The following is a 14,067-nucleotide window of genomic DNA, read 5'->3' as shown; positions in this document are numbered from 1 at the left end:
TGCTTCAACGGTGATGGTCTGGCCGTTGGACAGGGTCACGGTCACCGGCGTCTGGGCTGGGTTGCTCAAGGTCACGGTGTAGGTGATCACGCCACCCTCGGTGACGCTCGGCGAAGCCGTCAGGGTCGCGGTGGTGTTGTCGACCGAGTCATTGATCGTGGTTTGCGCAGGCGTCGGGTTCGGGGTCAGCTGCTCGAAATTACCGCCAGTGGCGTTTTCGATGGTGACGCTGACGGTCGAGCCGTTGTTGTAGACGTCGTTCGCCGGGGTCTGGAAGTCAACACTGCCTTGGGTCTTGCCTGCTTCAACGGTGATGGTCTGGCCGTTGGACAGGGTCACGGTCACCGGCGTCTGGGCTGGGTTGCTCAAGGTCACGGTGTAGGTGATCACGCCACCTTCGGTGACGCTCGGCGAAGCCGTCAGGGTCGCGGTGGTGACATCGATGGTATCGGTCACCTGGGTAACCGCCGGCGTCTGCGGCAATGTCACCGTCATGCCGCCACCGCCGGTGCTACCTGTGACGGTCGCCGAAATTTGGCCACCGTCGATATAAGGGGTGTCGTTCGGCGGCACCACGACATTGACGCTACCGCTGGTCTGCCCGGCCGGAATGGTGATCACCGCACCATTGGACAGGGTGATTACCAAGTTGGTACTCGGTGCCTGGCCAACCGTAGCGGTATACACGATTACGCCACCCGCTTCGCTGATGGAAGGGGTAGCGCCAAGAGTCAGGTCGGTAGCAACGTTGGTGTCCGTGGTCGGCGGGGTCACCAGGTTATTGCCATTGGTGTCCAGCAAGCCCACTTCTTCGCTATCGAGAACGGCAGCAAAGCCCAAGCCGTCAGTCGGGAAGCCAACGGTCGGGTCTACCCGCCCCGCCGTTTCTTCGAGCATCACAAAGCTGTGGCCACCGCCTAGCGCGCCACCACCGCCTGCAGCGGACGGGCCGGCAGCAGTTGCTTCCAGCTCGGTAGTGGGGTCGACACCCGCGGCGATCGCCTGTTGCAGCTCTTCCACCGAAGGTGCGGCCTGGGCAGTCGCCTGGCTCAGGTCGGTGCTGCTGTCAGGGGCATCGGCGCTCCATTGGCTGTCACGCCCAAGGTCGAGCAGACGGCCATCAGCCAGCTCCAGCGTCACTGCGCCGCCAGGGCCGGTAAGGACTTCCTCACCCGCTAGCAGTCGGTCCCCTTCAATGAGTACACGACGGATGCCCTCTGGGGATACCGCAATAACCTGGCCGACAATGCTTTTGACGATGGCTACAACGCTGCTCATTGGACTCTCCGTGTGACCCGATGGGTACTTCCCTGCCAGAGCGGCGCTTGCCAGCCACTTCAGGCGGAACTATGTCGATGATCTTGACGTTTTTTGACGTCAATATTCCGTCTATAACTGTTTGGAATTACTTGACTGCCAAACTATTGACCTTATACAGGCCATCCTAAACAATCGGCAATGTAATGTCACATTGATATTTGTACCTTAGCCAAGCGTTTCTCGAGGACAAATGTCGTACATCATTGAACGCCCGTTAATTTTTCAGCCGACGTATCTTTTCATACACCGCGGCAGTCGAAAATGATGCGCTGAAGCAGTCGGCCAGCTGGTTTGACTACGGTTATTGGCGCCAACCTTCAGGCGAGCCGTCCACTGCCCGTCCATCAAGCACAAACCTTGCCGAAACGCGACCCGGAGTGAACGTAGAGCCCAGGATGAACCAGCGTCACCTACCTCACCCCAACAACACGGATACCCATCAACGGGCGAACCACAAGCAGCGATTTGTCACCTATCAAATAGATGCCGCCGCCATGCCCTGATACTGTCAGCCCGATGATGAAAAACCGCATGTGATTATTCAACGCAGACGGTTCAGGGATGTGCTTTCTATAGATGAATTTTGACTAATAAGTGACAGCGACACGCCAATTAAAAAGCGCCTGTTTACTGACAGCGACTACGCTGGATGAAAATGCCCATTGAGCCCTTGGCTGGATGGCGGTCTATGCTCGACGCGGTGTCAAAAGGAAGCTGGGCGATTCAAAAATGAAACACTCCTTGCCACGGTACGTCTGGTAAAAATGAAGCACGTAGAATTGTTTACTCAACACCGATTCAAGGCGACCATTGGTCACCTGCTCAAGCATTGGGGCATTAACGCTCCCATCAGCACAGCTTGGCAGCACCTTTGAATGCCAGGGTGAGCCGCCCGGCCTGAACGGCGGCACACCTACCCTACCCACCACAAGGATGAAGAGAGCGCCGCGTGGAATCCGAAGTCAGTCGAGTCCAACTCAGCCACGATCCACGCAGTCAGCATGACGATCCCCTGCTGGATAGTCTGCTGAGCCTGTGTGTCCTGCACCAGAAACCCGCCAGCCGGGTCATGCTGACCACGGGCCTGCCGTTGCCTGCGCAGCGTCTGAGCCCCGAGCTGCTGCCCCGCGCCGCCGCCCGCGCCGGCCTGCAAGGGCGCCTGCTGCAGCGCAAGCTTGAGCAGATCCCGAGTATCGCCATGCCGGCCATGCTGCTGCTCAAGGAAGGCCGCAGCGCCGTCCTGCTGGGCTGGGAGAACGAAGATACCGCCCGCCTGCTGCTTAGCGAGAGCGACGGCGGCGAAGTGCACGTCAGCCGCGAAGCCCTGCAAAGCGACTACAGTGGCCGGGTGTTCTTCGCCCAGCCGCAGCACAAGTTCGACGTCAACCATGGCAACCTGATCCCCCGGGCGAAGTCGTGGTTCCGCGACACCTTGCTGCGCAGCAAATGGCTGTACATCGATGCCATAGCCGCCAGCCTGGTAATCAACCTGATCGCCCTGGCCGCGCCGCTGTTCGTGATGAACGTCTACGACCGGGTGGTGCCCAACCAGGCCACCTCGACGCTGTGGGTGCTGGCCGTCGGTATCGCCGGCGCGTACATCTTCGACCTGATCCTCAAGGGCTTGCGCGGCCTGTGCCTGGACCTGGCCGGCAAGAAGACCGATCTGATCATCTCGGCAACGTTGTTCGAACGTATTGTCGGCATGTCAATGAAGTACCGGCCCGCAAGGGTCGGCAGCTTTGCCCAGAATATTCACGAGTTCCAGGGCCTACGCGACTTCCTCGCCTCGCTGACCCTGACCAGTCTGATCGACCTGCCGTTCACCATCCTCATACTGATCGTCATCGCCATCATTGGCGGCCATCTGGTGTGGATCCCAATTATCGCCTTCCCGCTGGCCCTGGGCATCGGCTATGCCTTGCAACGGCCGTTGATGGCAACCATGGAGCGGACCATGGCGCTGGCCTCGGAGCGCCAGTCGAGCCTGATCGAGACCCTGGCCGGCCTGGACGCAGTGAAGGTCAACAACGCTGAAAGCGAACGCCAGTACATGTGGGAGCAGACCCTCGGCACCCTCAGCCGCCTGGAACTGCGCGTCAAGGTGCTGTCGAGCCTGGCGATGAACATCACTCTGCTCATCCAGCAGCTGGCTGGCGTGGCAATGATTTGTGTCGGCGTATACCTGATCATCGACGGCAACCTCAGCATGGGCGGCCTTGTGGCGTGCTACATGCTTAGCGGCCGGGCGCTCGGGCCATTGGCCTCGCTCAACGGCTTGCTTGCCCGCTACCAGCAGGCCAAGGTAACCATGGTCTCCACTGACCACATGATGGAGCTGCCGCAAGAGCGCAACTTCGAGGAGCGCCCGCTAAGCCGCAAGGTGCTGCAGGGCAGCGTCGAGTTCCGTGGGGTCGACTTCACCTACCCAAACCAGCAGAACCTGGCGCTGAAGAACATCAACCTGACCATCCGCCCAGGCGAAAAGGTCGGCATCATCGGCCGCAGTGGTTCGGGCAAAAGCTCGCTGGCCAAGCTTATCGTCGGACTTTACGAAGCCGATGGTGGCTCGCTGCTGGTCGATGGCGTGGACATTCGCCAGATCGACGTCAGCGAGCTGCGCCATAACATCGGCTACGTCCCGCAAGATATCCAGCTGCTGGCCGGCACCCTGCGCGACAACCTGGTCAGCGGCGCGCGCTACATCGAAGACGAACTGATTCTGCAGGCCGCCGAACTCGCGGGCGTGCATGAGTTCGCCCGGTTGCACCCGGACGGCTACGAGCTGCAGGTGGGTGAGCGTGGGCAGAACCTGTCCGGCGGCCAGCGCCAGAACGTCGCCTTGGGCCGTGCACTGCTGCTCAACCCGCAGATTCTGCTGCTGGACGAGCCAACCAGCGCCATGGACAACACCGGTGAAGAACGCCTCAAGCAGCGCCTGCAAGCCGTGGTGGAAGGCAAGACGGTGTTGCTGGTCACCCACCGCGCCTCGCTGCTGACGCTGGTAGACCGGCTGATCGTGATCGATCGCGGGCAGATTGTCGCCGACGGCCCGAAAGCCGCGGTCATGGATGCGCTGAAGAAGGGGCAGATCAGTGTTGCATAAGCTGGATATGGGGCAATTCAAGGACGGCTTGCGGCGCTATTTCAAAGGCTCCGACTCGCTCGGCGGCCAGCCGCTGCCAGAGGTCAACAAGGCCCTGATCGAGGACGCACCACGGGTGGTGCGGCTGACCATCTGGGGTGTGATCCTGTTCTTCGTGTTCATGATCGTGTGGGCCAGCGTTGCGCCCATCGACGAGGTTACACGGGGTGAAGGCAAGGCCATTCCGTCTTCCAAAGTTCAAAAGATCCAGAACCTGGAGGGCGGCATCGTCGCCGAGATCTTCGCCAAGGAAGGGCAGATCGTCGAAGTGGGCCAGCCGTTGCTGCGCCTGGACGAAACCCGCTTCGCCTCCAACGTGGGTGAAACCGAGGCCGACCGCCTGGCCATGGCCCTGCGGGTCGAGCGCCTGAGTGCCGAGGTGGGCGACACCCCGCTGAAAATCGATGAAGAGCTGCGCAAAGCGGCGCCAAGCCAGGCGGCGAACGAAGAGTCGCTGTACCAGAGCCGGCGCCAGCAACTGCAGGACGAGATTGGCGGCCTGCAGCAGCAGTTGGTACAGCGCCAGCAGGAATTGCGCGAATACAGCTCCAAGCGCTCGCAGTACGCCAACAGCCTTGAGTTGCTGCGCAAGGAAATCGGCATGTCTGAGCCGCTGGTGGCAACCGGGGCGATTTCCCAGGTCGAAGTGCTGCGCCTGCGCCGCGCCGAAGTGGAAAACCGTGGCCAGCTGGATTCCACCGCGCTGGCCATCCCGCGTGCCGAAGCGGCTATCCGCGAGGTGCAGAGCAAGATCGAAGAGACCCGTGGCAAGTTCCGCAGTGAAGCGCTGACCCAGCTGAACGAGGCGCGTACCGAGCTGAACAAGGCTACCGCCACCAGCAAGGCGCTGGACGACCGGGTGCACCGCACCATGGTCACGTCGCCGGTGCGCGGTATCGTCAAGCAGTTGCTGGTGAACACCATTGGCGGGGTTATCCAGCCGGGTAGCGACATCATCGAAGTGGTACCACTGGACGACACGCTGGTCATCGAAGCGAAGATCCTGCCCAAGGACATCGCCTTCCTGCACCCAGGCCAGGAAGCAACCGTCAAGTTCACCGCGTATGACTACACCATCTACGGTGGGCTCAAGGCGAAGCTGGAGCAGATCGGCGCCGACACCATTACCGACGAGGACAAGAAGACCACGTATTACCTGATCAAGCTGCGCACCGACCGCAGCCACCTGGGTACCGATGAGAAGCCGCTGCTGATCATTCCGGGGATGGTGGCTACGGTGGATATCATGACGGGCAAGAAGACCATCATGAGCTACCTGCTCAAGCCGATCATGAAGGCGCGTTCGGAAGCGCTGCGCGAGCGGTGATGATTCTGGCCACTGCTTTTTAGTCGCCTCTCTGGCCCTATCGCCGGCAAGCCAGCTCCCACAGGTACTGCACAGGCCTTGAGGTCGCTGCAGTACCTGTGGGAGCTGGCTTGCCGGCGATAGGGCCGGAATGCCAACCCAAAAAACTCAGCGCCAGGGCGCAGGCTCACCTACCAACTGCCCCTGAATCCCGCCTACACCCATTTCCTGCAGAACCAAGCGCTCCCCTTCGGTCTCGACCCGTTCGGCAATCAATGGCAAATCGATACTGTGCGCAGCCCGCTGGATCGCTTCGATGAACAGCCGCTTGTGCTGTTCATGGTCGATATTGCGGATGTAGCTACCGTCGATCTTCAGGTACGCCAGGCCCAAATGCGCCAGGTTGCCGATCATGCTGAAGCGCCCGCCGAAACGTTGCAGCGCCAGGCCGAAGCCAAGTGCGTGCAAGCGCCGGGTGAGTTGCTCCAGGGCTGCCTGCTCAGGCAACTGCTCTTCGCCAATCTCGAAAACCAGCCGTGGGCCGAGCGCCGTATTCTGGCCCAGCAACTCCAGAACGCGTTGCAGGGCCTTGGGGTCGGCCAGCGTCGCGGCCGACAGGTTCAGCGCCAGCACCTGGTCATGCCCGCGCAGGTGTGCCAGCACTTTCTCGAGTACCAGCACGTCCAGGCGTGGCATCCAGCCGAAGCGCTCCAGCCAGGGCAGGAAGCGCCCCGCCGGCAAGGCCTCGCCCGGGCCGTCCTGCAAGCGTGAAATCACTTTGTGGTGCAGTACCCGTTGCGCCGTGGGGCAATCCACCACCGGCTGGAAGAACAACTCGAAATGGCCGCTGTTGAACGCCTGGTCGAGCCGCTCGTGCCAGGCATGCTGGCTGTCTGCTGCAACCGCCGCTACGCCCTGTTCAAGGCACACCCAGCCCGGTGTCGGCTGGTTCTCTGCGCGGGCCAGCGCTTCGTCTGCCAGCTTGAGCAATGCTTGGGGTGCGTCACCTGGGCTGTAGGGTGCCAAGCCGATACAGGCCACCGGGCGAACGTCACTTGCGCCCGTGTCATGCAGGCTGAGCAGCGTCGCTTCCAGCGCCTGGGCCAGCTGTACTGCCTCTTCGTGCACCATGCCCGGCGCCAGCACGGCAAACTCGCCACCGCGGCTGCGGGAAATCAGGTCTTTGGTTTCCGGGTAGCTGGCACAGGTTCGGCGCAGCTGCTCGCCCACTGCCTGCAGCAACTGGTCGGTACGCTGGCCGCCAAGGCGGGCATTCAGGCCGGCCAGGCCCTGGACACGCAGCAACAGCAAGTAGCCGGCGCGCGCTTCTTCCAGGTTACTTACCCGGGTATTGAGCTGCATTTCAAAATAACGGCGGTTGGACAGCCCGGTCAGGCTGTCCTGGTAGGACTCTGCCCGCAGCCGCTCACTGCGCTCGGCCTGCTCGGTAAACAGCGCCTTGAGCTTCTCGACCATCTGGTTCATCGCCTGCACCACCCGGCGCAGTTCCGGTGTGCGAGGCAGCTCTGGCAGGCTGAGGAATTCACGGCGGGCAATGGCGTGGGACTGCTCGACCATATAGTCCAGCGGCCGCAACTGGCGGCGCAACAGCAAGGCGCCAAGCACGGCACTGGCCGCACCACACAACAGCAACCAACCCAGGCTGCCTAGCGCGCTTTGCCAGAGCTTGGCGATGGCAAACATCGGGTGGCTGATGACTTCAACACGCGCGGCCTGCTGCCAGCCACGGCTGACGATGGCATCGCCACCCGCAGCTTCCAGGCCGATCAAATGCACGAACCAACTCGGCACGCCGCCGGGGTCCGGCTCGGCGTGGCGCTCCACCAACACGGCATTGGAGCCCAGGTCGACGACCTTGATGCTTGCGTAGTAACCACTGTCGAAGATCGAACTGACCATCAGCTCGACCATCGCCGGGTCATCGATGTTCGGCGTCAGCGACAGCGCCAGCGCGGTCGCCGCATCCTGGGCATGCGAACGCAGCTGGTTAACGTACTGGCTGCGCGAGCTTTCCAGGCTGACCATGAAGCTGCCACTGAAGGCGACCACCAGGAACAGGCAAATGGCCAACAGCAATTGTTTGAACAGTGACATCTGTGCTCCTTCAGTAAACCGGCTCGGCCGGAAACCCTTCGGCCTGCATTTTTTTAAGCAAATCCTGCCAGCGGGAAAGCCGCTTGGTATCGCCGACCTTCTTGTTGCCTGCGGCCCCCGTCAGCCACAAGCCCTCGCCATTGAAGGCGTACACCGGCAGCAAGTCTGTCCGCTGGCTTGCCGGCTTGATGGCGTCCATCAGGCTATCGAGTACCAAGGGTTGCGCCTGTGGGCTTGAATAATAGGTCAGGACCATATGCGCCCGGTTCTGCCGCAGCGCCTTGACGTAGGTAATGCGCAGTTTCTCGCTGGGGACCCCCATGCGCCGCAAGCTGAAATACTTGGCAATGGCGTAGTCCTCGCAGTCCCCGGCGCCTTTGATAAGCGCCTGCACCGGCGTGGCCCAGTAATCGACCTCATGCCACAGATCGATGTCCTCGACATAGCGCAGTTGCTGGTTGAAGAAGCGGTTGACCACCTGCAATCGCTCAAGCTCACTACCCTGGTTCTGCGTCGCCATCAGGTTCTGCCAGGCATCAATGCGGCCCTTTCCCGCCCCTAGCGGGCCATACAACGCCTGCGACTTGCGGCTGATCTGGGAAAAGTCCCAATCCGCATGCAAGCCGCCCAGCAGCATGCAGCCCAGCAGGGCGGCAACGCAGGCACGTCGCACGAGGGTTTTGAGCATCCAGGATATCGCCACTGCGAAGCCCTGTTCAGGCCAGTCGAAAGCAGCGATGGTGGGGCTTGCCAAGGCAAAAGACAATGGCACCCTGCAATCATCCGCCCGCCTGTCAGCCCACCTACACTTTCTGCTTATATCCTTCTATTGACTGCTTCCTTTGACTGGCGACTTCATCCACCATAGCCGCGCTTTTTGGGCGCCCGTCCCAGTACTGGCGCAGGTTTGACACCCCCACTTGCAGTAACTAGTGTCATTGGATCCAACTTTAGTCATTGTTAAGGCAGGCGTTACGTGGCCGAGAAAATCAAATTGAGCAATGTGCTGGCCAGCGAGCAGCTGTTGCCGCACCAGGCCCGTGGCGTGATTGAAGAACGCCTGCGCAGTGCCATTCTCGATGGCCGCCTGCCACCTGGCACTGCCGTGCGCCAGCAAGAGCTCGCCACCTTGTTCGGGGTCAGCCGCATGCCCGTGCGCGAAGCGTTGCGCCAGCTGGAAGCGCAATCACTGCTGAAAGTGGAAATGCACAAGGGCGCGGTGGTTGCACCACTGATCGGCGAGGATGCGGTAGACACCTATGCCCTGCGCGTGCTGCTTGAGAGTGAAGCGCTGCGCCAGTCCATCCCTTTGCTGGAGGCCGACGACATTGCCAGCGCCCGCGGCTATATCCAGCAATTGGAGAACGAAACGCGTCACAGTGAACTCGGCCGCCTGAACCGCCTGCTCCACATGACGCTATACAGCAAAGCGACCAACAAGAAACTGCTTCGCCTGATCGAGAACGAGCTGAACGAGGAAGAGCGTTTCCTGCGCTTCCATCTCTCGTCCATGGGCCTGGGCAAGCTAACCCAGGACGATCACAACGCCCTGGTGGATGCAGCCAGTGACAAATTGGTGGATGAGGCCGTAGCGGTACTGGAACAGCACCTCAATAGCGGGGCGCGGGTAATTCGCAGGTACCTGGACAGCCAAACAGGGCGCTAGCTCACTGCAGGTTTTGCGCAAGCTACGAGCAGGTGGGTTGCAAATTGTTGCGGCGCCACCAACAATGAGACTAATTATCATTAATGTCCATTGACGCCAGCGCCCTCCCCCATGCCCAGCAACGACTCTGTGCAAACGCTCTACAGTGACCACCACGGCTGGTTGCATGCCTGGCTACGCAGCAAGCTGGGCAACGCCGCTGATGCCGCTGACCTCGCCCAAGACACCTTCGTACGCCTGCTGCAGCGCCGCGAGCAGCTGCAGCTGAACACGCCACGGGCCTTTCTGCGCACGGTCGCACGCGGGTTGGTGATCGACCACTGGCGCCGCGAGGAGCTGCACAGGGCCTACCTTGAGGCTTTGGTCAATGTGCCGGAGGCACTGGCGCCCTCAGCCGAAACCCGTGAGCTGCTGCTGGAACTGCTGGAGCGCATAGCCCGTATGCTCGACGGCCTCAAGCCAAAAGTACGGCGTGCCTTCCTGCTTGCTCAATGCGAGGGCCTGAAGCACCAAGCCATTGCCGAGCAAATGGGCATCTCGGTGCGTACCGTCGAGCGTTACATTGCTGACGCTTTGTACCACTGCTACGTGCTGCGCTACGAAGACGAGCGGTAAAGCGATGACCTCCGCACAACCTGGCGCAAAGACGGTGAAGCAGGCTATTCAGTGGATGCTGAGACTGCGCGAGAGCGGGCATAACCCCGCCCTGCAACAGCAATGCGAGCAATGGCGCGGTGCACACCCCGAACACGAGCAGGCCTGGCAGCGGGTGATCCGCATGCATCAGGACCTCGACCTGCGCGCCATCCCCGGCGCCGGCCTGGTCTTGCAGACCCTGGAAACCAGCCAACGACGCCTGCACCGACGACAGGCGCTGAAGCTGCTTGGCGGCCTAGCCATGGTCGGGACAGCGGCATGGCTGGGCAACGACCTGGATGCGCTCAGCGGCTGGACAGCAGACTACGCCACAAGCACGGGTGAGCGACGCAGCTTCACGCTGCCCGACGGCTCGCTGATGCAACTCAACACGCACAGTGCCGTGGACCTGGCCTTCAACGGCCAGCAACGCCTGATCCGCCTGAAACAAGGCGAATTGATGATTACCTGCAGCCAAGCGGTGAACATGCAGCGGCCCCTGCGAGTGCAAACCCGCGACGCCTTGCTGGAAGTCTTTGACGGGCGCTTTGTGGCACGCCAGGACAGCGACTGCACACGTGTCAGTGTCAGCCATGGCAGGGTAGCGATCCACCTACCTGGCAATGAGCTATTGCAGTGGATTGAGGCCGGCCAGGACTGGCGCCTGGATGCGCAGGGTGCACAGCGGCTGGAGCACGTGGACATGGACGCCATGGCTTGGAGCGAGGGGCTGATCGTTACCCGGGATATGCGCTTGTTCGACTTTCTTGAGCAGGTCAGCCGCTATCGTCACGGGTACCTGGGCTGTAGCGACGAGATCGCCGATTTGCGCTTGTCGGGCGTGTTCCGCCTTGAAGACCCGGAGCAGTTGCTACAGCTGCTGCCGCAGACGTTGCCTGTGCGCTTGCGACAGCGGACACGCTGGTGGGTGCGGGTGGAAGGGTTGGCCTGACAACGTGGTCGCTCCTACACAGTATCGCGTAGGGGCGCTCAGTTTTTTGGCGGGTTTTGAATTTCGGTCCGGCTAGGACAGTAAGCGACACCCTCTGCCCTCTACTCTCCAACGGACCACTCATGCCTACTCACCCGGTGTGCACGCACCCTTCCCCCGTAAATGATTTTCGACCTGTTTTGCACTCAGCGCTTTTGCGCAGAGCTATCCGGGCTACGCTGTTCGGCACAGCCTTGGGCCTGACCGCCGCCCCGCAACTCTCCATGGCAGCTGAAACAGCCCAGGTCAGCCATCGCTACGCAATCCCGGCTGGCCAACTGGACGACGTGCTCAACCAATTCGCCCGCCAGGCCGGCATCACCCTGTCGAGCACACCGCAGCTCACCGGTGGCCTGCAGTCCGATGGACTTCAAGGCCAATATGCCACCGAACAAGCATTGCGCCAGTTGCTCAATGGTAGCGGCCTGCAGGCCGTCAGCCAGGATGGGCGCAGTTATGTGCTGCAGGCACAGCCTGAGGACGCTGCCCTGTCACTGCCAGACACCGATATCCGCAGCTTCACCCTCGGTAATGCGTTGGGTAGCACAGAGGGTTACAACGCCACGCACAGCCAGGTGGCGACCAAGACCAGCATGCCCCTGTTGGAGACGTCACAATCGGTTTCGGTGGTGACCCGCCACCAGATAGACGACCAGGGCTCGCAGACCGTTGCCCAGGCCATGCGCTATACGCCAGGCGTGCTGACCAATCCCTACGGTGCGACCCATCGCTACGACTATGTGGCCATGCGTGGCTTCAACGACGGCTCGGTGGACAACATCTATGTCGATGGGCTGAAGTCCATGGGCGACAACGGCACCTACAGCACCATGCAGGTGGACCCGTACTTCCTCGAGCGCATCGACATTCTCAAGGGGCCGTCTTCGGTGCTATATGGCCGAAGCTCACCGGGGGGCTTGGTGGCACTGACGACCAAGAAGCCGTTATTCAGCCCCTATCACCAGGTCCAAGCCACGGTCGGCACCCAAGGCCAGCGCGGCATGGGTTTCGACTTCAGCGGGCCTGTGGATGATGATAAGCGCATTGCCTATCGCCTGACTGGCCTGGCAGATGCGTCCGACACACAGTTCGACCACAGCAAGGAAGAACGCTATGCCATTGCGCCGGCCATCAGCATCGACTTCAGCGAAGACACTTCGCTGACTCTGCAAGCTTACCTGCAGCATGACCCCAACGGCGGCTACCACGGCGGCAACCCTGCAGACGGCATGCTGCACCAGCGTAACGGCTTGCGCCTGTCAGATCACTTCTTTGAAGGCGAGCCGGGTATCGACAACTACGAGCGTACGCAACAGTCGTTCAGCTACCAGTTCGAACACCGCTTCAACGATGTATTCACCGCGCGGCAGAACTTCCGTTACCAGGATTCCGACGTGTCGATGGACCAGGTGTACTCCGCCGGTTGGGCAGATGCCGACAGCAATATCCTCAACCGCGCCTATACCGGCGGTGATGAGCGTCTGCATTCGTACATCATCGATAACATGCTGCAGGCCGAGTTCTTTACCGGGGCCGCCAAGCACACCTTGCTGCTGGGTGCCGATTACCAACGACGTAAAGCCGACGTGGCATGGCGTTATGGCTCCGTGGATCCGCTGGATGCCGGCAACCCGCAATACGGCAATGGCAACCTTCAGGTGCTGGGCGAGAACCGCTACCAGCGGCGTTTGCAGCAAACGGGCTTGTACTTGCAGGATCTGGTAGAGCTGGACCAGTGGCGATTCTCTCTGGGGCTGCGTCAGGACTGGGTGAAAGTGTCCGAAGAGAACCGCGACAGTGACACTAAAGTCAGCGATCAGCGTTCCAGGTTCACTACCCGCGCTGGCGTGCTCTATCTGTTCGAAAACGGCATTGCGCCGTATGTGAGCTACTCGGAGTCGTTCAACCCAAATACTGTGTCCGATCAGGACGGACGCCCGCTGGCCCCTACCGAGGGTACGCAGTGGGAAGCCGGTATCAAGTATCAGCCGCCGGGCAGCGACAATCTGTTCACCGCATCGGTATTCCGCATCGAGCAGGAAAACCTGGCGTCGAAACAGCCGAATGAGGACTTCTATCGCCCTGTCGGTGAAGTACGCTCACAAGGGCTGGAGCTGGAGGCCCATGTGCAGCTGACAGACAGTTTGAAGTTGCTGGGTGGTTACACCTTCACCGATGTCGAGTATTCCAAATCGATGCCGAGCCTGGTGTCGGGCAGCCTGGATAACAAAGGTAATTCGCCAACCCAGGCGCCGAAACAGATGTTCTCGCTGTGGGCAGACTACAACTTCCACCAGGGGGCCCTGGATGGCCTGCGGCTGGGGGGTGGGGTGCGCTATGTGGGGTACAGCTGGGTGGATGCGGAAAACAGCATGAAGGTGCCCTCCTACACCCTGTTCGACGCATCGATCGGCTATGACCTGGGCAAGGTCGGCCTGACAGGTGTGGATGTGCGCTTGAACGCAAACAACCTTACCAACGAAAGCTACATCACCTCGTGTGCCAGCGTGAACTACTGCTACATGGGTGAGGAGCGGAATGTGAGTGCTACGGTAAGTTATCAGTTCTGACCGCTGATACGCGTTACTTGTAGGAGCGGCCTTGTGTCGCGATCGGGCGCGAAGCGGCCGCAATCCAGGCGACGCGGTTTGCCTGGCAGATGCGGATGCAGGTTTTACGGCCGCTGTGCGCCCGATCGCGACGCAAGCCCGCTCCTACGCGAGGAATCGCACAGGCCTTGAGGCCCTGAAAAGACAAAGCCCCTGTCTGCATCGCAGACAGGGGCTTTGGGTTTGAATCTTGACGATGACCTACTCTCACATGGGGAAACCCCACACTACCATCGGCGATGCATCGTTTCACTGCTGAGTTCGGGATGGGATCAGGTG

The 14,067-nt window shown here is 60.9% G+C and carries 9 protein-coding genes and 1 rRNA gene; 6 read left to right on the top strand and 4 right to left on the bottom strand.

What is annotated here, in order from left to right; all coding sequences use genetic code 11:
* On the bottom strand, positions 1 to 1,278 hold a 1,278-nt coding region (locus tag ACI2KG_RS28545), incomplete at its 3' end, for a retention module-containing protein (RefSeq protein WP_404664200.1).
* Between the two features lie 991 nt (positions 1,279 to 2,269).
* On the opposite strand from ACI2KG_RS28545, the gene ACI2KG_RS28540 reads away from it, so the two are divergent.
* Positions 2,270 to 4,426 carry a type I secretion system permease/ATPase gene (locus tag ACI2KG_RS28540; RefSeq protein WP_404664199.1) on the top strand — a complete coding sequence of 719 codons (2,157 nt, stop codon included), beginning with the start codon at positions 2,270 to 2,272 and terminating at the stop codon, positions 4,424 to 4,426.
* 7 nt (positions 4,427 to 4,433) lie between these two features.
* Positions 4,434 to 5,792, top strand: a complete 1,359-nt coding sequence (locus ACI2KG_RS28535) for an HlyD family type I secretion periplasmic adaptor subunit (RefSeq protein ID WP_400622880.1) — start codon at positions 4,434 to 4,436, stop codon at positions 5,790 to 5,792.
* Positions 5,793 to 5,939: 147 nt separating this feature from the next.
* On the opposite strand, the gene lapD is transcribed toward ACI2KG_RS28535, so the two are convergent.
* On the bottom strand, positions 5,940 to 7,886 hold the full coding sequence (lapD, locus tag ACI2KG_RS28530; protein WP_404664198.1) for a cyclic di-GMP receptor LapD: 1,947 nt from the start codon (positions 7,884 to 7,886) through the stop codon (positions 5,940 to 5,942).
* Between the two features lie 10 nt (positions 7,887 to 7,896).
* A complete protein-coding gene (gene lapG, locus ACI2KG_RS28525; protein ID WP_404664197.1) occupies positions 7,897 to 8,658 on the bottom strand; it encodes a cysteine protease LapG in 762 nt (253 codons plus the stop codon).
* 204 nt (positions 8,659 to 8,862) lie between these two features.
* Here lapG and ACI2KG_RS28520 point away from each other — a divergent pair, with 204 nt between their 5' ends.
* The 4 genes from ACI2KG_RS28520 to ACI2KG_RS28505 all read left to right on the top strand — a co-directional run bounded on the left by ACI2KG_RS28520 (position 8,863) and on the right by ACI2KG_RS28505 (position 13,749).
* Positions 8,863 to 9,552: a GntR family transcriptional regulator gene (locus ACI2KG_RS28520; protein WP_404664196.1), complete on the top strand. Its 690-nt coding sequence runs from the start codon at positions 8,863 to 8,865 to the stop codon at positions 9,550 to 9,552.
* Between the two features lie 111 nt (positions 9,553 to 9,663).
* A complete protein-coding gene (locus ACI2KG_RS28515) occupies positions 9,664 to 10,167 on the top strand; it encodes a sigma-70 family RNA polymerase sigma factor (RefSeq protein ID WP_404664195.1) in 504 nt (167 codons plus the stop codon).
* Between the two features lie 4 nt (positions 10,168 to 10,171).
* On the top strand, positions 10,172 to 11,140 hold the full coding sequence (locus ACI2KG_RS28510; protein ID WP_404664194.1) for a FecR domain-containing protein: 969 nt from the start codon (positions 10,172 to 10,174) through the stop codon (positions 11,138 to 11,140).
* A 194-nt stretch (positions 11,141 to 11,334) separates the two neighbouring features.
* Complete coding sequence (locus tag ACI2KG_RS28505) at positions 11,335 to 13,749, top strand: TonB-dependent siderophore receptor (protein WP_404664193.1); 2,415 nt, start codon at positions 11,335 to 11,337, stop codon at positions 13,747 to 13,749.
* Positions 13,750 to 13,976: 227 nt separating this feature from the next.
* Here ACI2KG_RS28505 and rrf read toward each other — a convergent pair.
* A 5S ribosomal RNA gene (gene rrf, locus ACI2KG_RS28500) occupies positions 13,977 to 14,067 on the bottom strand; the annotation flags it as partial.

Origin of the sequence: Pseudomonas sp. NPDC089407 (assembly GCF_044900445.1) — a bacterium.
Lineage (GTDB): Bacteria > Pseudomonadota > Gammaproteobacteria > Pseudomonadales > Pseudomonadaceae > Aquipseudomonas.
Note: the sequence above shows the minus strand (reverse complement) of the source record. Positions and strands in the feature narration are given on the sequence as shown.